Here is a 20896-nt window from a genome sequence, read left to right on the forward strand (position 1 = left end):
AAAAAGGGTTTGAGCGAGACGACGCTCCGTTGCTACCTTCGCGGTCGACCGTGAAGAAGTCGCAAGGAGGTGAGGACCCGTGAACACAGTCACCCATGGGTGCTCCCTCAGCCTGTCACTGTCCGGCGACTGACGTCCGGAGTCGCCAGGAGCGCCTGAGATCGAGGCTCTCCTGGAAGGAGACTCCGATGGACGCAAAGCCTTCTACATCCGGCCTGAGCGATAACGCCGTGCTGACCACGCGCGTCGCGGACAGGCACTGGCATGCACTGGACGACGACCTGGTGGTCGGCCGCGGATATGCCGAACACCGGCCCGACGGACGCCTGTTCGTCAGCATCGACGCCTGGCAAGACGCCACCTTCGACCAGCTCGCCGAGGCGATGCTGGCGGAGCTGCCGGCGCCGCTGTACACGGTGGTCGATGAAGCCGACGTCGACCTGACCGCTCGCTGGCAGCGGGTCGGTTTCACGATCCGGCGCCGCGAGTGGGAGTACGTCGTGCCGACCGACCCGCAGGTCACCGGGCTCGACAAAGTCCTGCCGCCTCCGGGCGTCACGATCGTGCCCGCCGGTCAGGCGGACGAGAACCTGCTGCGGGAGGTGGACCGCGCCATCCGCGACGAAGTCGAGTCGACCGTCGGATGGTGGCAGTCGATGCCCGCGGAGGTGCTCCCCCACCCGGGCGACGACACCATCGTCGACCCGTCGAAGTACGCGGCGGCCGCGGCGCCCGGCCGCTACCTGGGCCTGATCCGGGTGGTGACCGTGCGCCGCCCGCGCATCGGGCTGATCGCGGTCCGAGCCGGCGAGCAGCGCCGCGGCATCGCACGGGCACTGCTGGCCCACGCGCTGGGCAAACTGCACGACTCCGGGTTCACCACCGCCTGGGCCGAGGCCCACGAGTCCAACCGAGCAGCCGTAGCGCTCTTGGAGGACATCGAGGCCCGGCAGGTGGGCAGCAACCTGGAGCTGGTGCGATGAGGAACAAACACGGCATAGAAGTCGAGGGCAAGGTCGTCGAGTGCCTCCGCAGCGCCATGTTCACCGTGGAGCTGCAAAACGGCCACCGGGTGCTCGCGCACATCAGCGGCAAGATGCGCAAGAACTTCATCAAGATCTACCTGGAAGACCGGGTCCTGGTGGAGCTCACGCCATACGACGTAACCCGCGCCCGCATCGTCTTCCGCTACCGCAACTAGCGGTCGGCACCGTCCCTTGTAGCTGATCCCGGAGGTGTGTATTGCTGTGGAGGGCAGGGCATGCGCTCTGCCCTCCACGCCATGTCAAGCGGACTCGGTCGGGAGGCCCGCCTCCACCCAGTCCTGGATGCCCTCGCGGTACTTGCGGACGTTGGTGTAGCCGAGAGCGGTGAGTCGATCGGCGACCTGTCCGCTGTTGGCGCACGCCGGGTTGGAGCAGTAGGTGACGATCGCGGCGCCGCGGTCGGGCAGCAGGGTCGGCGCCTGGGCGTCGACATCGGCCAGGACCAGTTCGAGCGCACCGGGCAGGTGCTGCTTGGCGTAGTACTCGCCGCCCAGGGTGTCGAGGACGGTCACGGAGCCCGCGTCGATCGCTGCCTTCAGCTCGTCGCGGGTGATGAGTGCGGTCATGCCAGTACCCCTCACAAATTAGGACTACGGTCCGGTTAGTCATGGGACGTTACCGGACTGTGGTCCGCTTGCAAAGTCCAGTGGAAACCCGGCGTTGAGCCCGCCCGTCCGGCGAGGCGGGGGAAGCGCGGTCGCACCCCAGGGGGTCGGGTGCGGCCACTCGCCGGACGGGCGGGGGTTCTAGAGGACGAGCCGCGCCCAGACGACCTTGCCGCGACCGCCGTTGACGTGCCGGTATCCGCAGCCGCCGGTCGCCAGGAGCCGCACCACCATCAGGCCCCGGCCGCCCTCGGCCTCGGGATCGGCCGTCGGCACGACCGGCGGAGCGTGCGACGGATCCCACACCCGGAACTCGATGGCACCGTCCAAGAGCGTGACCCACGCCTGGATCTCGTGCCCCTCGACGGCGTGCACCACGGCGTTGGTCGCCAACTCGGACATGATCGTGCGCCCCACGTAGTCGTGCTGCGCCAACCCCCACGCCTCACACGCCTGCGTCACCAGCGAACGCGTCAGATACACGCTCTCGGGATACGCGCGCCAGCGGAGAGCGAATTCGTTTGGCGCCTTTGATGGAAGCTTGTCCCAATTGCCCTGAATGACATTCACACCGGGCCACCTTTCGCCGACTGGGCTCTGGCGAAAGACTGCCGCCTCCCGATACGGTAAATACCATTCAATCAACCAACCTGTACTTTAAGGATCTTGAATGACCTCGGCGAACGAGCTTGATCCGGATAACAACCACTGGCACTGGCTCGCCTCTGACCTGCGAATATGGCGCACGGAGCGGAACATGACACAGGAAGCCCTGGGCGACCTTCTCGGCGTGACGAAATCCCATGTTTCGAACTGGGAATCGGGTCGCGAAAATATTCCCATGAAGCACGCCGAAACTTTGGACCTGCTTTGGCGCGCTCGCGGGCATTTCGCCCGACTTCGACGCTTAGCTGAGCGAACACACGACCCCGGCTGGTGGTCCCAGTACACCCCGCTGGAGGAAAAAGCATCCCGCGTGAGCTACTGGGCGCTCGCGATCATTCCCGGACTACTCCAGACGGAGGATTACGCCCGAGCCCTGCTCGAAGACGGCCAGATCATCGAGGACGTCGAGGCAGCCGTCGCCGCACGCATGGCCAGGCAAGTGATCCTCGAACGCGAAAAGCCCCCTGAACTGCGCGTCCTGCTCAACGAGGCGGCACTGGAACAACCGGTTGGCGGGGCGGAGGTTATGCGTCAACAACTCGCCCATCTGGTGACCCTCAGCCACAGGCGAAACGTCATCCTTCGCACTGTGCCACGCGAGGTCGGAGCGCATATCGGCCTGGACGGCTCGTTCACCCTCCTGAACGGAACAAACTGGTCCGCGGCCTACATGGAAGCCAACACAGGTGGCAGACTGACGCACGACCCCACGATGCTTGACGACTTCGTAAGGCGCTACGACCTCATAGGCTCGGAAGCCTTGTCCGCATCTGCCTCACGGAGTCATGTCGCACGGATTATGGAGGCCATGAAGTGATCGAATGGCGGAAGGCCAGCCGGAGCAACGCGTCCGGGAACGAATGCGTGGAGGTGGCCGCCCTCCCGCAGGGACGCGGCATCAGGGACAGCAAGGCACCCGACACCGGACACCTCACCCTCTCCCCCGCGAGATTCGCCCAACTCGTCACCCGCGTGAAGCGCGGAGACCTGGACCTCTAACCCGCCGGACAACACGGACGGCCCCGCCTTCGATCTATGGCGAAACCCGAATCGACGCGAGGGCGGGGCCGGTCCCGGGCCCTGACGCTGGGCACCATGACACCCGCTCTCGCAGGCGTGCCGCTCCTGGCAGTCTGTGTCGTTCCGGCCACCTGTGTCTGCGCGTAGGGCACTCCGACTCGCCTGCCTGGCGCGGCCGTTTCTCCTTCTCTCTGTCCGCCCCTCCCTCATGGACTCGACGGGTAGCCTCATCGCGGTGCCCGTAGCGACGGGATACGGCGGCGCTGGTGGCCGGTGGCCCGGGCGGGGCGAGCCGTTGGCTTGTGGATGTGACGCATGGACTTGCTGCCCGAAGACGACTTCACCATCAGGCTCACGCGTGATCAGGCTCTGGTGCTCTCCGACTGGCTCGACCGCATGGAGGGCAACAAGGAGTTCGCCAAGCTGGTGAACGAAGACCGAGCCGTGTGGTCACCGATCCACCGGATCTCCGGAACGCTGGACAAGTCGCTGGTGGAAATCTTCATGCCCGACTACACGGCCCGTCTCGACGCCGCCCGAGAGCGGCTCAAGGACACCCTCGGCGACCTTGGCCACCCACCGGCGGAACCCTAGAGCCCATGTCGCGCCTGCTGGAGTTGCCGCGATGTCAGGTGCGGGCGCCGGGGCGGTCGACGATCTTCTGGGTCACTTCCGCGTACCACGACAGGACGGTGCCCGGCTTCGTCGTGTACGGCTTGCCGTCATCGCCCTTATAGGTGTGCGGGTACACGACGTCCTCGCGAGAGCCCAGGTAGGCGTAGGTGGTGGGGTCGAGGATGATGCTGGTCTGTTCGCCCACGTCGTTGGTGCGGGCGAAGGCGACGCCTGGGCGGCCGGCGGCGTCCCGTACGTTCTTCCGCAGCGTCACGCCCTCGACCTTGGGCAGTGCACGGTAGACGGCCGCTCGCAGCTTGGGCGGCGACGGGTCGCGGAGGATGTCGTCCATGGTTTCGAAGACGTCCTCGGCGGACGTCTCGCCGACCTGGGTCGGATACCGGGCCGTGGACAGGCGATGCAGGAGTGCGCCGGGCGCCGTGGGCAGCGTGTCGTAGTTGCCGAGGTTGAACAGCGGTCCATTCGTGTGGTTCTTCAGGTCGTACGGGGCGGCGGGGAATACGCGCAGTTTGCCGCCGAAATAGTGGGCCCGGCCGCCACCGTCGACACGGTGCCAGTCCTCGAACGTTATCCGGGAATTGACGTCGACGCCCTTCCACCAAGTGCTCATGTCGAAGCCGCCCGCGCTCACCGCACGCGTGTAGACCCATTGCTTGGGACCGGGTTTGCGGTACGGCTGCCGCTCGGCGGCATGGGCGGCGCGTGAGCCCAGTTCTACCGCGCTGGCGAGCCGGACGTCAGGGAACGGTTTGACGTCCGTGGTGGGAAGCGCCGTTGAGGCATGTGTCGGACGTGGCGGCCCGTCGGAATCGTGCAGGATGACCACGCCCGCCACGGCGCTCGCTGCCAGGATCGCCCCGGTCGGCAGGACCCATGGTGTGAACCGTCCAAAGGCAGGGCGTCTGATCCGGCCCCGGATGGTCCCGCCTGCGGGCCGGGGGGCGGGGCCGTCGGCGGCGGCCAGCGCGCGCAGGCCGCGCCGCACCGACTCCTCGGCTTCGGCGGACATCGGCGGAACGGTCTTGCGGAACTCCCGCACCTTCGTGAGTTCGTCCATCAGTGCTCCTCTCCGATCGAATCCACGTCGCCGAGCGCCGCGCGGATCTTGCGGCGAGCCCGGTTGAGGCGGGATCGGACGGTGCCGATGGGCACGTCCAGCGCCGCCGCGACCTCCTCGTAGCTGAGTTCGGCCCAGGCGACCAGCAGCAGCACGTCGCGGTCGCGGCGGTGGAGCGCCGCGATCACCCCGGCCAGGCGGCGGTCCTCGACCTGCGCGTCCACCCGCCGGACGACGGTCTCCGCGAGCGGCTCGGGGAGCGGGTCGAGTCCCGTGCGCCGGAGTGCCCGGTACATGCGTTCCTCGGTGCGACGGTGCCGCGCGATGAGGTTGGTCTCGATCCCGTACAGCCAAGGCCGCGCCACCGGCTGCGCCAGGTCGTAGGAGGCGCGCTGCCGGAACGCGACGAAAAATGTCTCGGCGACGATGTCCTCAGCCGTCTGCCAGCCGAGCCGTCGCGCCGCGTACTGCTGGATCTGGCTGCCGTACCGTTCGAACAGCACCGAAAAGGTCTCCGGTTCGGTCAGCGAGTGCCGGATCACCTCCGCGTCGCTCAGGACCCGCGCCGTTCGCTGATCGGCGGCGGCGCCGGTCACGGGGTGGGCCCATCTCGATGCGTCATGGCGTCCCTTCGTGTGGTTGCGATGGGTTGTTGCCCGAATTCGCCAAACGAGTTCACGCGCCTATTCGCCCTGCTCCGGTACATGCGAGTCCTTCTGCGTCTATCTGCGTCCATCCGCCGTCGCGGCCGAGCCGACATCGGGGCGGCGCGGCGGGTCCGGTTGGCGTGTTCGGTGCTGGACGTCGCCCCACATCGCTGGTTGGTCGGCAGGCGCTGTTCGGGCTGGTTCCAGAAAGTTCTGGGATTTCGTGGCCGGGGATGTCGAGAGGGGAGGGGTGGCTCCGTCCCAGGGGCACGGGCGGCCGCGAACGGGGCGCTCGACGACGCGAGCCAAGGAGCGATGACCATGGAGCAGCACGAGATCGACGAGATCCTCGACCGGCCGTTCAGCCAGGAGCTGCTGGCCCGCGATCTGACCCGCCTGGCCTATGTCGCCGAGGACGGCACGCCCCGCAACGTGCCGATCGCGTTCACCTGGAACGGCTCGGAGATCGTCCTGTGCACCAGCAAGAACGCCCCGAAACTGCGCCACCTGCGGCAGCGTCCCGAGGTCGCGCTGACGATCGACACCGAGGTGCACCCGCCGAAGATCCTGCTCATCCGGGGATGCGCCGAGCTCGACGTCGTCGACGGCATCCCGGACGAGTACCTCCAGATGAACGGCAGCTACGAGATGACGCCCGAGCAGCGCGTCGAGTGGGAGGCCGAGGTCCGCTCGCTCTACGACGGCATGGTCCGGATCGTCGTCACCCCGACCTGGGTGAAGCTCATCGACTTCGAGACCACGCTCCCCAGCGCGGTCGAGGAGCTGGTCCGGGAGCGGGCCGAACGCCAGAACGCCTGATTCGCCCGCATGGACTCAGGGTCGACTCATCCCCTTGGTTCAGACAGAGCTGGCCGCCAGCAGCAGCCCGGCCGAACTGGTCAGCAGGACTGGGCAGATCTTGAACCAGACGACCGGCGTGCGGGCGCCGGCGAGAGTCGTCAGTGCCGCGAGGACGAGCAGCGCCCCCGCGATGACGCGGTAGGTCCAGTCGGCGGCGGACGTCCCGCCGCCGACCGCCGTGACCACGATGACCAGCGCGGCGAACGACCACATGGACACGGCCTCGGCCAGCCACTCCTGGGTCAGCACCCTCCGGTTGTCCTCGGTGATCTCACCGAACCCGGCGACGACCGCCCTGGTGGGAATCGCATGCGAGATCCCCCACAGACCGACCAGGCCCGCGGCGAGGTAGGCGAGAACCTCCTCCATGCCACCACCGTCCATAGCCACCCGTCCCGGCCTGGTCGAGAGCCCTTCGCACCGGACACCTGACAGAGGAAGGCGGTCGGTATCGAGTCTTGTCGGCTGACAGGTCCCGTGCTTCCGATCCGGTCAGCCCACGCGGTCGGACCAGCAGGACGCGACCGCGTAAGGACCGGTGGATGTGTTGCTGGAGACCAGCTTGCCGTTCACGCTGATGCGACAGGTGACCGAGCCTCGCTCCCCCGTGTTCTGTACGTCGAGCGAAATGACGTCAAAGCCGCTGACCTTCCGGGACGCCGTCTGGCGCCACGGCAGTGACCGGCCGTTGGCCTGCCCGGAGTCCTGGCCGAACGAATAGGCGATGTCTGCGCGGGCCGCACCGCCGGAGCCTTCGGCCTCCAGCACGACGCGGGTCTGCTTCTCCGCCGTCTCGTTGGCGAATACGACCAGGAAGATGACGACGACCGCCCCGATCACGATGCCGAGATAGCCGAGGACCAGGCCCGCGATCGCCATGCCCCTGCCGCTCTGGCCGGACCTCTTGATCTGGGAGAGCGACACGTGCCCGAAGATGACCGCCAGGATGCTGCCGAGCCAGCCCAGCCAAGTGATGCCGAGGATCAACGAGACTATGGCCAGGGCGTTGGTGCTTCCCGGCTGCGGCTGCCCACGAGGCGCCCCAGGCGGTGGCCCTCCGGGCGGCGGCGGACCTCCCGGAGGCGGCGCCCCAGGAGGCGGCCCCTCAGAGGGCGGCCCTCCGGGTGGAGGAGCTCCGCGGTCTCCGTACCCACCGCCCGGCACGGACATGACGACCTCCCAGGAACGACCTTCCCCGGTCAGCTACCCAAGGTGATCATCCATTACACTCCGCGTAATCGGCGCCTCCGCCGTCGGCGTCCGCGCGCCGGGTTCGGGTGGGACGTCCATCAGCCTGCGAGCCCTGAGCGTCCGGGCGAGGACGAACACGGCGACGGCCGCCGCCGCGACGCAGACGATGGCCTCCGCGGTGGTGTGAGCGCCGGTCCGCCCCGGCTCCGAGACGCGCAGCAGCAGCGTCTGCGCCACCGCGCCGGCCGGCACCGCCAGACCCGCGAACATCCCGATCAGGCCTTTCCGGACGACCTGCGACCCGATGGCGCCGAGTAGCGGTCCGAGGACGAGGCTCGCGATCGACCACACGACCATCTCGACCAGATGGCTCGACAGTGGCTCGCGGCGCAGCGGGGCGTCCGCGCAGAAGTACCCCACCGATGCGCCCAGGAGGGCCAGCGCGCCGCAGGCCGCCCCGATCGGTGCCGCGCGCTCGGCGCCGCGTCTGGCCCACACCGCGTACCAGCCCGTCAGGACGGCCAGCGCGGCCCATGACCACCCGGCGTCGAAGAGGATGCTCGACACCTTCAGCGCCGGGACGAAAGGGGAGTCGGCGAGCCCGCGGCCGAACGTCCCGTACTCCGACGAGAGATCGTTGACGAGGGAGGTCCCAGCCCCGAAGAGCGCCCCGGACGCTGTGGCGACGATGGCGACATACAAGGCTGGCTTTTCCGGCATGCCGCGCATTCTGCCAATCGACGATGAGGGCGGCCGACGGGAAAGCCGCGACGGCCGGGCGCCTTAGACGGGTGCCTGTCGGTACGTCCGGTCACCCAGGTGTGCTTTGGTCTGCTGCCGTTTGTAGGCGGAGGTCGTTGGCGACTGCGAGGGCCAGTGCGATGCCGTCTGCGGCGCGGGCGCCGTGTTGCCAGGCTTCGGTGTAGGCCGCCGGGTCCAGGCGCTCGCGCACCCGGGTCTCGGTGCGGGTGTGGTGAAGGTGGAAGGGGCGGAGTCCGGTGAGCGCGGCGCCGGTCACCTGGCGCTGGCGGTGCGCGGCTCCCAGCAGGCGGGCGGCGTGGTGGTGGTTCCCTAGGACGCTCGCCGTCCAGGCAAGCGTCTCGACGCCCCAAGCAGGCCCCCAGCGGTCGTTCATGGCCCGTTGCCGCAGGAGGGCGTCGCAGAGTGGTGTGAGCGCAGTCGCCGGGTCGCCGTGCAGGAGGGCGGTGAGGCCCGTGGCCCATTGGGCCCAGGTGCGCGCCCACTCGGCTCCGGAGGCGTCGGCCTCGGCTACATAGGTTTCGCATGCGGACACGGCGGTGCTCTGGTGCCCGAGAAACGCGGCCGCCATCGCCCAGAACATGGTGGCCATGTGGGCATCGCCGATGTGGCCCGCGTCCCGAAGCCTCTCGCGGGCCTGGGCCAACCGCTCGATGCAGGCGGGGTCACCGTGCGCCAGCAGCATCTGGACGCCCTCGACATAGGCCACGGGGGGAGCCTGCGCGCCCAGGTCGCGGCACTCGTTCATGAACGTCTCGGCGGCCGCCTGGTCCCCCTGGATGGACGCGATGAAGGCCTTCATGACCGTCACCATGATCGTCTCTTCGCGGACGCCGGGGCCGAGACCGGCCGCGAGGCTTTCGAGCCAGTGGCGCGCCTCGCCCAGCGTTCCGCTGAAGAACCAGGACCGGGTGCGCGTGAGGTCGGCGGCGATGTCCGCGCCGGTCCGGACCCGGTCCGGGCGGTTGACGCAGAACCCCAGGGCGGCGCGGAAGTTGGGCACCTCCGTGCGCAGCCGGTCCAGCCATTCGACTTCTCGCGGGCTGCACCAGTCGGCGGCGGCGCCCGCCGCGAGGGAGTGGTAGTGGTCGCTGTGGCGTATGCGGTACCCGGCGGCGTCGCCGTCCCTCCGGAGCCGGTCGAGCCCGTACTGGCGGATGGTCTCCAGCAGCCGGTAGCGCGCGGAGCGGCCGTCGCCGTCGACCACCACGACGGACTTGTGGATGAGGCCGGTGATCAGGTCGAGCACGTCGGCTCGGGCGATGCCGTCGCCCGCGCACACTGCCTCGGCCGCCCTGAGGTCGAAACTGCCGGCGAAGACCGAGAGCCGGGGCCACAGCCGGCGCTCCCCTGGCGTGCACAGGTTGTAGCTCAGGTCCATGACCCCGCGCAGCGTGCGACGGTAGCGGTCCGTCGCGGGCGACTGGGGGACGGACAGCAGCCGGAAGCGGTCCTCCAGGCGTTCGAGGATCTCCTCGACGGTGAGGGACGTCAGGCGGACCGCCGCCAGTTCGATGGCCAGCGGGATGCCGTCCAGGCGCCGGCAGAGTTCGGCGGCGGAACCGCCGTCCCGCAAGGGAGCGGCGCACGCCGCCGCCCGGTCGCTCAGCAGGCGGACGGCCTCGCACGCGCCTCCGTCACCGCCGGGCCGGAGCGTCAGGCCTGAGACGAGCAGGACGTGCTCGCCCGGTACGCCCAGCCGCTCACGGCTGGTGGCGAGCACCCGGAGGCTCGGCGCCGCGCACAGCAACCGCTGGACGAGTCGCGCCACGGCGTCGACCAGATGCTCGCAGTTGTCGAGCACGAGCAGCAGGTGCCGATCGCGCACGTGGTCGGCCAGGGCGTCCATCGCGGACCGCACGGACTGGTCGCGGAGCCCCAGCGCCTCGGCGACGGCGCGCGCCACCAGCGTCGAGTCCGTCAGCGCGGCCAGGTCGGCCAGCCATACCCCGTCGGGGAAGTGCGGCCTCATCTGCCCGGCGGCGCGCAGGGCCATCCTCGTCTTGCCGACTCCGCCGACTCCGGTCAGGGTGACCAGGCGCGACGCGCGCAGCAGGCGGCGCGTCTCGGCCAACTCCATATCCCGGCCGACGAAGGACGTCGTCTCGGCGGGCAGATGCCCCTCTCCGGCCGGCGAGCCGCGGCGGGTCGCGGTGAGCTCGGGGGCGGAGGCGAGGATCCGCCGGTGCAGCGTCCGGAGTTCGTCCCCGGGATCGATCCCCAGTTCGTCGGCGAGGAGGCGGGTGACCTCGCGATAGCGCTCCAGCGCCTCTCCCTGCCGACCGCACTGGTAGAGGGCCAGCATCTGCTGCGCCCAGAAGCGCTCCCGGAAGGGGTGGCGGCCGGTCAGCCTCCGCAGCTCCGGCAGTACGTCGGCGGGACGTCCGCACCGCATGACCGCGTCGATCCACAGCTCCTGCGCGGCGAGATGCCGCTCGCACAGCGCCGGGACGACGTCCTGGAACCGTTCCGCGGGCAGGTCGGCCAAGGGTTCGCCCCTCCAGAGCGCCAGCGCCTCGCCGAGCAGCTCCGCGGCGCTATCGGGGTCGCCTGCGGACGACGCGGTGGCCCCCTGCCGGACGAGGGCGTCGAACCGGCGCGCGTCCACGCCCTCGGGCGGCACCTTGAGCACGTAACCGCGACGATCGGTGACCACGATGCCCGGGCCGAGCGTCCGGCGGAGCCGCAGGACGTAGTTCTGGACGGCGTTCCGCGCTCCCTGGGGCGGGTCGTCGCCCCACAGCCGGAACGCGAGGGCGTCCACCGAGACGATCCGGCCCGCGTCGACGAGCAGCGCCGCAAGAAGGACGCGGTGCTGACCGGCGCGGATCGGCACGCGCACGCCGTCGCGCACGGCCTCGAGAGGCCCCAAGATCCCGAACTCGTACCGGGGGTTCACTGTCCAAAGATATAACAATGTGTTAGTAAACGCATACTCTCCGCATCGACCCGCAGATCAGGGGCCAGAGTGACCACGACGTGACCGGGACGACAGCGCAGGTCGGGATGGTGGAGCGCAGACGCCGGAGGCGAACCGCCGACGGCGCGACGCTCCCCTCGCTGCGGCGGCGCAACCGCCCGCAGCCGACGAACCCTCGAAGGGATCCTTACTCATGACCCGCATACCCACCGCCCTGCCCGCACGTACGGCTCGCGTGCTGGCCATGGGGTCGGCGTTCCTCGCCCTCACCGCGGCAAGCGTCGCCGCGGCGGGCGCGGCGGACGCGGCGCCCCGAGACGCCGCGGCCCCGTCCGGCACCACCGCGGCCCTCAAGGTAAGCCAGACCTACCAGAACGACGCGACCAAGCGTTGCCTGGACGACCACGGAGGCATGGGGAACCTGCGCACGTTCCCCTGCAACAACTCCAACTTCCAGAAGTGGGAGGTCTTCGTCGTGGGCGACGCCCGCGTCCTGAAGAACGTCGCCACCGCGCGTTGCCTGGACGACCACGGGGACATGGGGAACCTGCGCACCTTCCCCTGCAACAACTCCAACTTCCAGAAGTGGCGCATCGCCCCGTACGAGGGAGGCGCCATCCAGATCAAGAGCGTGGCGACCGACCGGTGCCTGGACGACCACGGGGACGAGAGCCACCTGCGCACCTGGCCCTGCAACTGGCAGCACTACCAGGCCTGGCGCTGATCGGGGGCCGCCAGGCCGACGTGGCGGTGCGGTCCGTCCTGGCCGCACCGCCTCGGCCGAGGTCGCCCGCCGCCGGATTGCCGGTGCTGGGGACTAGGAGCGCCGGGCCGTCGAGGGTCCGGCGCTCCTGGTCGTTTTGGATGGCAGAGACGGGTCCGAGGGGTCTCAGAGGCGGGTCATGGTGGACTGGTATCCGCCGCCGCCCGGGTAGACCCATTCGCCGGTGACGGTTGCGCCGTCGGCGCTGAAGGTGCCTTCGAAGTAGGCGGGGCCGCCGCGGACGCCGCCCCAGATGGTCAGCTTGCCGCCGGTCAGTTCGTCGCCGGTCAGTTCGTAGACGTAGTCGAAGGTGTTGCCGAGCGAGTCGTAGTACCGCGACACCACCTCCTCGCCGGTGGGCTCGCCGAACGGGCGGAGCTTGCCGATCACTTCCATGCCGGTGACGGGCTGGTCGGACTGGGTGAGGTCGACGTGCTGGAGCAGGAAGTGGCGGCCCGGCATCCACTCGTAGCGCACCGTCCCTTCGGCTCCCCCGGTGACCTTCCAGGTGCCGACCAGGCGATCAAGGGCCTGCACCTCGGCGCTCGGCTGCGCGGCCTCGTTCGTGGCGGGCTCGCTCGTGGTGGGCTCGGACATCGCGTCCTCCTCTGTGTAGGTGGTCGCGGGTACCTCGGAGCGACTCGGTCGGTTCTGACAGCGCTCATCTGTGACCTAGGTCACTTTCTGATGGTGTCGAGATCCTGGACGCGGGTCCGAGGTAGCGGCGAGACCCGTCGACAGAGGAGGAATCCATGGCCGCCGCCATCGCCCCGTCGTCCCGCGCCGCCCGTCCCACGTCCCGCGCGTTGATCGCGGGGGCTCTCGCTGGGCCGTTGTTCCTCGTCTCCGCCGTCGCTCAGATGGCCATGCGCGAGGGCTTCGACATCACCCGGCACCCGATCAGCCAGCTCGCCACCGGTGGGCTCGGCTGGATCCAGATCGCCACGTTCGTGCTGACGGGACTGGGCTGCGTCGCCCTGGCCGTCGGCCTCAAGCACTCGATCACCGAGGGGGTCGGCCGGCGGACCGTGCCCGTCTTCGTCGCGGTCTTCGGGGTCGGCCTGGTCGCCGCCGGGCTGTTCCCGATGGATCCGGAGAACGGCTTTCCGGCCGGCACCCCGGAGGGGCCCGTCGCCCGGATGTCCTGGCACGGTGTCGCGCATTCGGTCGCGGCTGCCGTCGCCTTCACCGCGCTGGCCATCGCGGCCGTCATGATGACCGTCCGCTGCGTGCGCCGGCGGGCCGTGTGGCCGGCCGTGCTGAACGGCGCCGTGGCGCTCGTCCTGCTGGTGCCGATGTCACCGGACCACATGAGCCTGCAGATCGCGCTCAACGGCCTGGTCGCCTTCAGTTGGACGACCGCCGTCGCGGTGTCCGTGCACCGCCCGTCATACCCGGCTTGACCTGGTTAGACGGCTGGAACCCGGTCCCGCACACTGGTGAGGCAAGGAGAGGATCGCCATGAAATACCTGCTGCTCAGCTACACCCCGGCCGCCGCCTGGGACGCCGCGACCGCCGACACCCCGTCGGAGGAGGCGCTCGCCGCGTTCGCCGCGTACCAGGAGTTCCAGCGGGAACTGACCGAGACCGGCGAGTTCGTCGCCGGCGAGGGCCTCGGCCATCCGGTGGTGAGCACCACGGTCCGCAGGGGACCGGGCGGCGTGGTCGCGACCGACGGGCCGTTCGCCGAGCTCAAGGAGGTCCTGGCCAGCTTCGCCGTGGTCGACGTGACCGGCCGGGAGCGCGCCGTGGAGATCGCCTCGCGGATCGTCGAGGTGCTCGGCGAGCCGATCGAGATCCGGCCGATCATGGGGGAGGAGTTCACGGCGTGAACGGCGAGGTCGAGCATCTGCTGCGCACGGAGGCGCCGCAGGTGCTCGGCGCCCTGGTGCGGCGCTTCGGCCGCTTCGACATCGCCGAGGACGCCGTCCAGGAGGCGCTGCTGGCCGCGGGCCGGGACTGGTCCGCCCACGGCGTGCCGAGCGATCCGCGGAGCCGGCTGATCAGGATCGGCTACCGGCGGATGGTCGACCTGCTCCGCTCCGACCAGGCCCGGCGCCGGCGCGAGACCGAAGCCGGGATGGCGGAGCTGGCCATGCGGGAACCGTCCCGCCAGGCCGGTCCCCCGCAGGAGATGGACGACAGCCTCACCCTGCTGATGCTGTGCTGCCACCCCGCGCTGAGCACCACGTCCCAGGTCGCGCTGACCCTGCGTGCGGTCGGCGGCCTGACGACCGCCGAGGTCGCGCACGCCCTCGGCACGTCCGAGGCCACCATGGGCACGCGGATCAGCCGCGCCAAACAGCAGCTCGCCCGTGCCGGCGCCCGCTTCACCCCGCCGACCGACGCCGACCGGGACGCTCGGACGGCCGCCGTGATGCAGGTGCTCTACCTCGTCTTCAACGAGGGCTACACGGCCACGGCGGGTCGCGAGCTCGCCCGCGTCGACCTGACCCGGGAGGCGATCCGGCTGGCCCGCATGCTCCGCGCCTCGCTCCCGGACGACGCCGAGGCGACCGGCCTGCTGGCGTTGATGCTGCTCACCGACTCACGGCGGGACGCGCGCACCGGCGCCGACCACGAACTCGTGCCGCTGGACGAGCAGGACCGCGCGCGGTGGGACCCCGAGCTGATCCGCGAGGGCACCGAGCTGATCGACAGCGTCTGGAACCGCGGTGCGGCGGGCCCGTACCGGCTTCAGGCGGCCATCGCGTCCGTGCACGCGGCGGCGGCGTCGCCGCAGGAGACCGACTGGCCGCAGATCGCGATGCTGTACCTCTGGCTCGAACGGCTCGTCCCCACCGCGCCCGTCCGGCTCAGCCGCGTGGTGGCGGTCGCCCAAGCGTACGGACCGGCCCGAGGGCTGGCCCTTCTGGACGATCTCAACAGCCGGCACCACCTGGACCGGGAGCCCCTGACCCGGCAACGTGAACGTGCGGTACGCGCCCACCTCCTCCAGATGACCGGCGACACCGCCACCGCAGCCGACCTGTACCGCCAGGCGGCCGCCCTGACCGGCAACCAGGTCGAACAGCGCTACCTGCTCGCCAAAGCCGACCGCCTCGCCTGACCCCGGATGATGAACGGAAGCGGGCCACTGCCGTCGCGCTCGGTCGGTGTCCCGTATGAGGCAGGACGTCCGCCGTCGCAGGACCGTGGCCAGTGCGACGCGGCAGACGCTGCGCGGCAAGGTCGCGGTGGTGAGCGGATGACCACCCAGGACGTGGAGGCGATCACGCCACAGACGCTCATCCGGTCGGTGGTTCGCTGAACGCCCGGCCCTCGTTGAAGGCGGCTGTGGGCTCCCCGCCGCCCCTCTGCATCGAGATATCGTGGTCCGTCGGTTTGATTGACGAGGGGATGGGCGCATGGCGGCGGTGGCGGAGTTGGGTGCCGAGGAGCTGATCGAGGCGTTCAAGGCCCTCGGGAATCCCGCGCGATTGCAGATCATGCAGTGGCTCAAGGACCCCGAGAGGCACTTCGGCGATTGGGAGCCGATCGCGGACCGCCAGGCGGTCGGCGTGTGCGTCACGCACATCCAGGCGAAGGCGGGGCTCGCCCAGTCGACCGTGTCCAGCTACATGAGCACGCTCGAACGGGCCGGGCTGGTGCGTTCCACCCGGGTGGGCAAGTGGACCCACTACCGGCGCGACGAGGAGCGGGTGGCGCGACTGGCGGAGGCGCTCGCCATCACCGTTTGATTGACGAATCGCGATATGTCGATATGATCTCCTCATGTCGACTCCTGATGCCGCGCCCAGTGCCCTGATCGTCCACGCGCACCCCGAACCCGCCTCGTTCACCTCCGCCCAGATGGCGACCGCGGCGCAGGCCCTGCGCGACGCCGGATACCGGGTCGACGTCCTCGACCTCTACGCCGACGCATGGGCCCCGACGCTCGTCCGCGATGAGTTCGCAGGGGTGGAAGGCCACTTCAAGCCGCAGGCCGAGCAGATGCGCGCGGTCAGGGACGGGACGCTCGACGCGGCCGTCCAGGCGCACCTTGACCGGTTGCTCGCCGCCGACCTGCTGGTGTTGTCGTTCCCGATGTGGTGGTTCTCGCTGCCCGCCATCCTCAAGGGATGGGTGGACCGGGTCTTCGTGATGGGCGCGGTCTTCGGCGGGGACCACGGGCTCTTCGAGGACGCGGCGCTCGTCGGAAAGCGGGCGATGCTGCTGTTCACGACCGGCGGGTCCAGGGAGTCGTTCCGGCCTGGCGGCGCCTTCGGCCCGATGGACGACTTCCTGTTCCACATCCACCGCGGAATGCTGGAGTTCGTCGGCTACCAGGTGCTCGACCCGGTGGTCACCTACGGCGCGGCCCACATGAACGACCAGGAACGGGCGGCGGCGTTGGACGTGGTCAGAGAGTCCGTCAAGCGTGTCGCGACGGATTCCCGGTCACGCGACGTCTCATTGGTGTGAGTCGACCTCAGCGGTGAACTGCAGGACGCGTTCGTTGACGCGGTCGGCGCATTGGCCGGAGATGGCGTGCGTCGCTTCGGGCCACAGTTCCGCCTGGACGTGCGGGATCAATCGGCGGGCTCGTTCCTGGGCGGTCGCGGGATCGTGGATGACGCTGCGGCCGGCGACGACGGCGAGGACCGGCATGGGCAGCGAGCGGAGTGAGTCGTCCTTGAACAGGGCGGGTTGCGGTGTCGCCTTGCGGTACCCGCGCATCGCCGCGTCGATGACCCGGCCGACCGGCTCCGCGAGCGGGTCGGTGCCCTGGCCGTCGATGTAACGCAGGAAGCGTGGCGTCGCCCACCGGGACAAACCCGGGATCAGGGTGGGCACCGTGCGCAGGATCAGGCCGAGCGGCATGCGGGCGAGCGTGTTGATGGGATCGAGCAGCGTCGCCGAAGCCACCCGCTGAGGACGCCAGACGGCCAGGTTGCAGGCCGTCCAGCCGCCCATGGAGACACCGACCAGATGGGCGCGGGCCAGGCCGAGGCCCTCCAGCGTCTGGTCAAGCCAAGCGGCCTGGTCGTCGGCGTTCCGTATGGGAGCCGTCTGGACGCTGGCCCCGGCTTCGCCCAGGAGGTCGACGGAGAAGACGGTGCGGCGCTGGGCGAGCGGCTCGATGTTGGGCTCCCAGGAGACCGTCGTCCCGTTGGTGCCGTGCAGGAGGACGAGCGGCACGCCGGGCGCGGACCCGAACCGGTACACGCGGACCTCACCGAACGCCGTACCGACGTCGTGGACCCCGGCCGGTTCCGGGAGGAGCCGCATTCCTTTCGAGTAGGCCTCGCGGAAGCGCCGCTCCGCGTCCGGAGACAGGAACCGGCCGACCCGCTCGGACATGGCACCCCTCCGCGACCACTGAAATTGGATCGCTCACTGTATCCGTTCCGTGACGGATGGCGTTCCAGCCCACTCCCGATCCCGATCCCGCGATCGTCGCGCCGTGACCGGATGCGCGTGGACACCGCGATCACTTCAGCACGCGGAACCGGAGGTCGGTGAGCCCGCCCGTCTCGCCGAGTTCGGTGCGTTCAAGGTCTACTCGGAGCGTTGGGTCGGAGACCAGGCGCACGCCGTCGCCGAGCAGGACGGGGGCCAGGTGCACGAGGATCTCGTCGAGCAGTCCGGCCTTCAGGCATTGGCGGGCGACGTCCGCGCCGAAGACCACGACGTCGCGGCCGTCGGCCGCCTCGCGCGCCGCGGCGAGGCCCGTTTCGATCGCACCGGCCAGGAACGTGATCGACGGATCGGCGGCCTCCGGCGCGGACCGGTGCGTCATGACGAACACCGGCCCGCGCCAGGCCCCGCCGTAGACGCCGTCGAGCCCGTTGTAGCGCTCCATCGCCACGTCGTACCAGTTGCGTCCGGCCAGCAGGGCCCCGGTCGTGCGGACCACCTCCCGCGCCGAGGCGGGCATCCGATCCGCGTGCCCGGAGACGAAGTCCATCGACTCACCCGGTCCGGTGATGAATCCGTCGAGCGACATCGTGATGTGCCAGCGCACGAGACCTGTCATCGCTGCTCCTGGGCTCGCATGGATGGTCTGGATGTGTCCGTCCGGAACGATCCCACACGCCCCGGACACTCTCGTGCGGATGGAGCCGGACGCATGGTGCTGAGGGGAGGTGGTCTGTGCGATGTGTGGAGCGCGATGGCCACGGCCGCTGTCCGCGGCGTCATGTGCGAGCGCCGACAACAGGAGGCGCGCGCCCGGGCGGCCTCCGACCGGTGCGCACGCCTCCGCGCCTCCGCGTGCCTCAGCGGGTGCCGAAGTTCTGCGTCCAGTAGGGGGTTCCGGCCTTGAGCGTGACGCCCACGCCGATGTTCTTGAACTTGCAGTTCAGGATGTTGGCCCGATGGCCGGAGCTGTTCATCCACGCCGACATCACGGCGGCGGGGGTCCGCTGGCCGTAGGCGATGTTCTCGCCGTAGGTGGACCAGCGGTAGCCGGCGGCGGTTATCCGGTCGCCGGGGTTCTTGCCGCTGGGGTTGGTGTGGTCGAAGAAGTTGCGGGCGACCATGTCGTTCGAATGGCCCTGCGCGGCGGCCTGGAGCCGGGAGTCGACCGTCAGTGCGCCGCATCCGTTCTTGGCGCGCTCGGCGTTGGTCAGGGAGACGACCTGCTGGGCGAGCGTGCCGCCGCCGCTGCCGCCGCCGGGTGCCGTGGAACGGGGCACCTGCGTGGTCGGCCGCTTCTTCTTCGGCGGACGCTTCGTGGTGTGCTTCGCGGGCTTCTTCGCCACGGTCGAGCGCTTGGCCGTCTTGGCGGCCTTGGGCTTGGCGGCCGTCACGTTCGTCTTGGCGGGGGACGGCGAGGCGGGCGCGGGTGCCGCGTGGTCGGCGACCGGGCGGGAGTCGGCCGGGCTGTCAGAAGAGCCGGTGAGGCCGTAGGCGATCCCGCCGGTCAGGGCGAGCACGCTCGCGCTCGCTCCGATGGCGGCCCACCACCGGCCGCTCGGACGCGACGCCCGTCCGCTCGGACGCGGCGCCTGTTCGCTCGGACGCGGCGCCCGTCCGTAGCTCCCGCGGCGCGTCCGGGGGCTCCGTCTCGACCCCGTGTTGTTCCTCTCGCTCACGTAAGCCTGCCTTCATGGGTTCCAGGTGAATTGCCGGACACCTGGGAGACCCTCGGGCCCTGTACGGATAACAGAAACCGCGTCCGGAATCTGAAGATCAGGCTTCACCTGGGAGGACGTGCGAGCGGCTCGGGTCGGTCGTCAGGAGATGCGAGCGTCGTAGTTCTCGCGGTTCGCCTGGACCTCGTCCATGTGCGTCTGCGCCCAGCTTCGGAGCCCGCGCGTCATGTTGTGCAGCGAGAGTCCGAGGTCGGTCAGCTCGTAGGAGACGGTGACGGGGACCGTCGGCGTCACGGTACGGGTCAGCAGACCATCGCGCTCAAGCGACCGCAGCGTCTGGGTCAGCATCTTCTGGCTGACCCCGGCCAGAAGACGAGAGATCTCGGAGTAGCGCATCGCCTTCGGAGCGTCCGCGTGTGCTGCACCGGCCTGGCCGGCGCCGTCGTCGCCGCCCAGCGCACACAGGATCAGGACCACCCATTTGTTCGAGATCCGGTCGAGCAGCTTCCGGCTGGGGCATGCCGCCAGGAACGCGTTGTACTCGACCTTGGCCTGATCCCTCTTCTGTGCCGCCTTCATCGTCGTCACTGATGGCACCTCTCACCGACGGGTGGGTTACGCACTCCAGAGTGCCTACTTCCTGATGGGAAGTAGCTCTCCAATACTGATGCAGGTGGCGCCGCCGACGCCACCCCCTTCAAGTGCGCGACGAAAGGCAACAGGATGAGCACCCCTTCCCTCTCTCTTCCCGGCGGTACCTGGACTCTGGGCGACCTGACCGTCACCCGGTTCGGCTACGGCGCCATGCAACTGGCCGGTCCATGGGTCATGGGGCCGCCCGCCGATCGCGATGCCGCCCTGGCCGTTCTGCGCGAAGCGGTCGACCTCGGCATCACTCACATCGACACCAGCGCCGCTTACGGACCGCGGGTCACCAACCAGTTGATCCACCAGGCGCTGCACCCCTATCCCGAGTCGCTGCACATCGCGACCAAGGTGGGCGCGACCCGCGACGAACAGGGCGGCTGGCCTCCGGCCCGGCGCCCCGACGACCTGCGGCGCCAGGTCCACGACAACCTGGAGTCCCTCGGGCTCGACGTGCTCGACCTGGTCAACCTCCGGCTCGGCAACGCCGAAGGCCCCCGGCCCGGCTCGCTCGCCGAGGCGTTCGGAACGCTGGTCGAACTCCAGCAGGAGGGCCTGATCCGCCATCTCGGGGTCAGCAACGCCACCGAGGAGCAGGTCACCGAGGCGCAGAGCATCGCGCCGATCGTGTGCGTGCAGAACATGTACAACCTCGCCCACCGCCACGACGACGAGCTCATCGACCGGCTCGCCACTGACGGCGTCGCGTACGTGCCCTTCTTCCCCCTCGGGGGCTTCACCCCGCTCCAGTCCTCGGCGCTCTCGGCGGTCGCCGCCCGGTCGGAGGCGACGCCGATGTCCGTCGCACTGGCCTGGCTGCTGCGGCGATCAGCGAACATCCTGCTCATCCCCGGCACCTCGTCGACGGCGCACCTGCGCGAGAACGTCGCGGGCGCGGGACTCTCCCTCTCCCATGACGACCTGACCGAGCTGGACGGCATCGGGCTCGGGTCGACTCCCACGGACTGAGCCGGACCGCCGCCCCGTAGGGCACCAGGACAGCGCTGGGAGGGCCCATTGCTGGAGGCGTAGGTGCCGG

General features: G+C 69.8%; 26 protein-coding genes. 13 read left to right on the forward strand and 13 right to left on the reverse strand.

Features of this window, described 5'->3' with window-relative positions:
- Positions 1-188: 188 nt before the first annotated feature.
- Positions 189-983, forward strand: a complete 795-nt coding sequence (locus ABWI07_RS10840; RefSeq protein ID WP_353818431.1) for a GNAT family N-acetyltransferase — start codon at positions 189-191, stop codon at positions 981-983.
- Positions 980-1201: a translation initiation factor IF-1 gene (gene infA, locus ABWI07_RS10845; protein ID WP_149260300.1), complete on the forward strand. Its 222-nt coding sequence runs from the start codon at positions 980-982 to the stop codon at positions 1199-1201. The genes ABWI07_RS10840 and infA overlap by 4 nt, the downstream gene beginning before the upstream one ends.
- A gap of 84 nt (positions 1202-1285) precedes the next feature.
- Here infA and ABWI07_RS10850 read toward each other — a convergent pair whose 3' ends face one another.
- Together ABWI07_RS10850 and ABWI07_RS10855 are read right to left on the reverse strand one after the other, a co-directional pair.
- On the reverse strand, positions 1286-1612 hold the full coding sequence (locus ABWI07_RS10850) for a rhodanese-like domain-containing protein (protein ID WP_149260301.1): 327 nt from the start codon (positions 1610-1612) through the stop codon (positions 1286-1288).
- Between the two features lie 180 nt (positions 1613-1792).
- A complete protein-coding gene (locus tag ABWI07_RS10855) occupies positions 1793-2221 on the reverse strand; it encodes an ATP-binding protein (protein WP_353818432.1) in 429 nt (142 codons plus the stop codon).
- Between the two features lie 100 nt (positions 2222-2321).
- On the opposite strand from ABWI07_RS10855, the gene ABWI07_RS10860 reads away from it, so the two are divergent.
- From ABWI07_RS10860 to ABWI07_RS10870, 3 genes are all read left to right on the forward strand, one after another.
- The gene (locus ABWI07_RS10860) at positions 2322-3134 is read left to right on the forward strand and encodes a helix-turn-helix domain-containing protein (RefSeq protein WP_353818433.1); all 813 of its coding nucleotides are present in this window, start codon (positions 2322-2324) and stop codon (positions 3132-3134) included.
- Positions 3131-3316 (forward strand): DUF397 domain-containing protein, encoded by a 186-nt coding sequence (locus tag ABWI07_RS10865; protein ID WP_353818434.1) that lies wholly within the window; start codon positions 3131-3133, stop codon positions 3314-3316. Before ABWI07_RS10860 ends, ABWI07_RS10865 begins: the two co-directional genes overlap by 4 nt.
- A 336-nt stretch (positions 3317-3652) precedes the next feature.
- Positions 3653-3931, forward strand: a complete 279-nt coding sequence (locus ABWI07_RS10870; RefSeq protein ID WP_353818435.1) for a hypothetical protein — start codon at positions 3653-3655, stop codon at positions 3929-3931.
- A gap of 34 nt (positions 3932-3965) precedes the next feature.
- Here ABWI07_RS10870 and ABWI07_RS10875 read toward each other — a convergent pair whose 3' ends face one another.
- Together ABWI07_RS10875 and ABWI07_RS10880 are read right to left on the reverse strand one after the other, a co-directional pair.
- The gene (locus ABWI07_RS10875) at positions 3966-5030 is read right to left on the reverse strand and encodes a CU044_5270 family protein (protein WP_353818436.1); all 1065 of its coding nucleotides are present in this window, start codon (positions 5028-5030) and stop codon (positions 3966-3968) included.
- Positions 5030-5626 carry an RNA polymerase sigma factor gene (locus tag ABWI07_RS10880; RefSeq protein ID WP_353818437.1) on the reverse strand — a complete coding sequence of 199 codons (597 nt, stop codon included), beginning with the start codon at positions 5624-5626 and terminating at the stop codon, positions 5030-5032. The genes ABWI07_RS10875 and ABWI07_RS10880 overlap by 1 nt, the downstream gene beginning before the upstream one ends.
- A gap of 372 nt (positions 5627-5998) precedes the next feature.
- On the opposite strand from ABWI07_RS10880, the gene ABWI07_RS10885 reads away from it, so the two are divergent.
- Complete coding sequence (locus tag ABWI07_RS10885; protein WP_353818438.1) at positions 5999-6496, forward strand: pyridoxamine 5'-phosphate oxidase family protein; 498 nt, start codon at positions 5999-6001, stop codon at positions 6494-6496.
- A gap of 39 nt (positions 6497-6535) precedes the next feature.
- Here ABWI07_RS10885 and ABWI07_RS10890 read toward each other — a convergent pair whose 3' ends face one another.
- The 4 genes from ABWI07_RS10890 to ABWI07_RS10905 form a co-directional block, all read right to left on the reverse strand.
- The gene (locus ABWI07_RS10890) at positions 6536-6907 is read right to left on the reverse strand and encodes a hypothetical protein (RefSeq protein WP_353818439.1); all 372 of its coding nucleotides are present in this window, start codon (positions 6905-6907) and stop codon (positions 6536-6538) included.
- 123 nt (positions 6908-7030) lie between these two features.
- Positions 7031-7708, reverse strand: coding sequence for an MmpS family transport accessory protein (locus ABWI07_RS10895; protein ID WP_353818440.1), 678 nt, complete (start codon positions 7706-7708; stop codon positions 7031-7033).
- A 33-nt stretch (positions 7709-7741) separates the two neighbouring features.
- On the reverse strand, positions 7742-8449 hold the full coding sequence (locus ABWI07_RS10900) for a DUF6518 family protein (RefSeq protein WP_353818441.1): 708 nt from the start codon (positions 8447-8449) through the stop codon (positions 7742-7744).
- Between the two features lie 91 nt (positions 8450-8540).
- Positions 8541-11387, reverse strand: a complete 2847-nt coding sequence (locus ABWI07_RS10905; protein ID WP_353818442.1) for an AfsR/SARP family transcriptional regulator — start codon at positions 11385-11387, stop codon at positions 8541-8543.
- A 214-nt stretch (positions 11388-11601) separates the two neighbouring features.
- Between ABWI07_RS10905 and ABWI07_RS10910 the strand changes: the two genes are divergently transcribed.
- The gene (locus ABWI07_RS10910) at positions 11602-12132 is read left to right on the forward strand and encodes an RICIN domain-containing protein (protein ID WP_353818443.1); all 531 of its coding nucleotides are present in this window, start codon (positions 11602-11604) and stop codon (positions 12130-12132) included.
- 165 nt (positions 12133-12297) lie between these two features.
- Here ABWI07_RS10910 and ABWI07_RS10915 read toward each other — a convergent pair whose 3' ends face one another.
- On the reverse strand, positions 12298-12768 hold the full coding sequence (locus tag ABWI07_RS10915) for a hypothetical protein (RefSeq protein WP_353818444.1): 471 nt from the start codon (positions 12766-12768) through the stop codon (positions 12298-12300).
- Positions 12769-12923: 155 nt separating this feature from the next.
- Between ABWI07_RS10915 and ABWI07_RS10920 the strand changes: the two genes are divergently transcribed.
- From ABWI07_RS10920 to ABWI07_RS10940, 5 genes are all read left to right on the forward strand, one after another.
- The gene (locus ABWI07_RS10920; protein WP_353818445.1) at positions 12924-13574 is read left to right on the forward strand and encodes a DUF998 domain-containing protein; all 651 of its coding nucleotides are present in this window, start codon (positions 12924-12926) and stop codon (positions 13572-13574) included.
- Positions 13575-13632: 58 nt separating this feature from the next.
- Positions 13633-14004 (forward strand): YciI family protein, encoded by a 372-nt coding sequence (locus ABWI07_RS10925; RefSeq protein ID WP_149260315.1) that lies wholly within the window; start codon positions 13633-13635, stop codon positions 14002-14004.
- A complete protein-coding gene (locus tag ABWI07_RS10930) occupies positions 14001-15242 on the forward strand; it encodes an RNA polymerase sigma factor (protein ID WP_149260316.1) in 1242 nt (413 codons plus the stop codon). Before ABWI07_RS10925 ends, ABWI07_RS10930 begins: the two co-directional genes overlap by 4 nt.
- 298 nt (positions 15243-15540) lie before the next feature.
- A complete protein-coding gene (locus ABWI07_RS10935; protein WP_149260317.1) occupies positions 15541-15873 on the forward strand; it encodes an ArsR/SmtB family transcription factor in 333 nt (110 codons plus the stop codon).
- Between the two features lie 34 nt (positions 15874-15907).
- Positions 15908-16597, forward strand: coding sequence for an NAD(P)H-dependent oxidoreductase (locus ABWI07_RS10940; RefSeq protein WP_353818446.1), 690 nt, complete (start codon positions 15908-15910; stop codon positions 16595-16597).
- Here the strand turns inward: ABWI07_RS10940 and ABWI07_RS10945 are convergent.
- The 4 genes from ABWI07_RS10945 to ABWI07_RS10960 all read right to left on the reverse strand — a co-directional run bounded on the left by ABWI07_RS10945 (position 16586) and on the right by ABWI07_RS10960 (position 19791).
- The gene (locus ABWI07_RS10945) at positions 16586-17476 is read right to left on the reverse strand and encodes an alpha/beta fold hydrolase (protein WP_353818447.1); all 891 of its coding nucleotides are present in this window, start codon (positions 17474-17476) and stop codon (positions 16586-16588) included. The genes ABWI07_RS10940 and ABWI07_RS10945 overlap by 12 nt on opposite strands.
- Positions 17477-17606: 130 nt before the next feature.
- Positions 17607-18152 (reverse strand): dihydrofolate reductase family protein, encoded by a 546-nt coding sequence (locus tag ABWI07_RS10950; protein ID WP_149260320.1) that lies wholly within the window; start codon positions 18150-18152, stop codon positions 17607-17609.
- 241 nt (positions 18153-18393) lie between these two features.
- A complete protein-coding gene (locus tag ABWI07_RS10955; protein WP_353818448.1) occupies positions 18394-19053 on the reverse strand; it encodes a CAP domain-containing protein in 660 nt (219 codons plus the stop codon).
- 300 nt (positions 19054-19353) lie between these two features.
- Positions 19354-19791, reverse strand: coding sequence for a winged helix-turn-helix transcriptional regulator (locus tag ABWI07_RS10960; protein WP_502912815.1), 438 nt, complete (start codon positions 19789-19791; stop codon positions 19354-19356).
- A gap of 144 nt (positions 19792-19935) precedes the next feature.
- On the opposite strand from ABWI07_RS10960, the gene ABWI07_RS10965 reads away from it, so the two are divergent.
- On the forward strand, positions 19936-20826 hold the full coding sequence (locus ABWI07_RS10965) for an aldo/keto reductase family oxidoreductase (protein ID WP_353818449.1): 891 nt from the start codon (positions 19936-19938) through the stop codon (positions 20824-20826).
- The last annotated feature ends 70 nt before the right edge of the window (positions 20827-20896 follow it).

This window comes from Actinomadura sp. NPDC000600, assembly GCF_040492135.1.
Lineage (GTDB): Bacteria > Actinomycetota > Actinomycetes > Streptosporangiales > Streptosporangiaceae > Spirillospora.

Coding starts and splice junctions, on each gene's coding strand:
- ABWI07_RS10920 (WP_353818445.1), top strand. CDS start 12,924: ATGGCCGCCGCCATCGCCCCGTCGTCCCGCGCCGCCCGTCCCACGTCC.
- ABWI07_RS10935 (WP_149260317.1), top strand. CDS start 15,541: ATGGCGGCGGTGGCGGAGTTGGGTGCCGAGGAGCTGATCGAGGCGTTC.
- ABWI07_RS10850 (WP_149260301.1), bottom strand. CDS start 1,612: ATGACCGCACTCATCACCCGCGACGAGCTGAAGGCAGCGATCGACGCG.
- ABWI07_RS10945 (WP_353818447.1), bottom strand. CDS start 17,476: ATGTCCGAGCGGGTCGGCCGGTTCCTGTCTCCGGACGCGGAGCGGCGC.
- ABWI07_RS10925 (WP_149260315.1), top strand. CDS start 13,633: ATGAAATACCTGCTGCTCAGCTACACCCCGGCCGCCGCCTGGGACGCC.
- ABWI07_RS10965 (WP_353818449.1), top strand. CDS start 19,936: ATGAGCACCCCTTCCCTCTCTCTTCCCGGCGGTACCTGGACTCTGGGC.
- ABWI07_RS10900 (WP_353818441.1), bottom strand. CDS start 8,449: ATGCCGGAAAAGCCAGCCTTGTATGTCGCCATCGTCGCCACAGCGTCC.
- ABWI07_RS10940 (WP_353818446.1), top strand. CDS start 15,908: ATGTCGACTCCTGATGCCGCGCCCAGTGCCCTGATCGTCCACGCGCAC.
- infA (WP_149260300.1), top strand. CDS start 980: ATGAGGAACAAACACGGCATAGAAGTCGAGGGCAAGGTCGTCGAGTGC.
- ABWI07_RS10910 (WP_353818443.1), top strand. CDS start 11,602: ATGACCCGCATACCCACCGCCCTGCCCGCACGTACGGCTCGCGTGCTG.
- ABWI07_RS10875 (WP_353818436.1), bottom strand. CDS start 5,030: ATGGACGAACTCACGAAGGTGCGGGAGTTCCGCAAGACCGTTCCGCCG.
- ABWI07_RS10895 (WP_353818440.1), bottom strand. CDS start 7,708: ATGTCCGTGCCGGGCGGTGGGTACGGAGACCGCGGAGCTCCTCCACCC.
- ABWI07_RS10915 (WP_353818444.1), bottom strand. CDS start 12,768: ATGTCCGAGCCCACCACGAGCGAGCCCGCCACGAACGAGGCCGCGCAG.
- ABWI07_RS10870 (WP_353818435.1), top strand. CDS start 3,653: ATGGACTTGCTGCCCGAAGACGACTTCACCATCAGGCTCACGCGTGAT.
- ABWI07_RS10960 (WP_502912815.1), bottom strand. CDS start 19,791: ATGAAGGCGGCACAGAAGAGGGATCAGGCCAAGGTCGAGTACAACGCG.
- ABWI07_RS10890 (WP_353818439.1), bottom strand. CDS start 6,907: ATGGAGGAGGTTCTCGCCTACCTCGCCGCGGGCCTGGTCGGTCTGTGG.
- ABWI07_RS10950 (WP_149260320.1), bottom strand. CDS start 18,152: ATGACAGGTCTCGTGCGCTGGCACATCACGATGTCGCTCGACGGATTC.
- ABWI07_RS10860 (WP_353818433.1), top strand. CDS start 2,322: ATGACCTCGGCGAACGAGCTTGATCCGGATAACAACCACTGGCACTGG.
- ABWI07_RS10840 (WP_353818431.1), top strand. CDS start 189: ATGGACGCAAAGCCTTCTACATCCGGCCTGAGCGATAACGCCGTGCTG.
- ABWI07_RS10885 (WP_353818438.1), top strand. CDS start 5,999: ATGGAGCAGCACGAGATCGACGAGATCCTCGACCGGCCGTTCAGCCAG.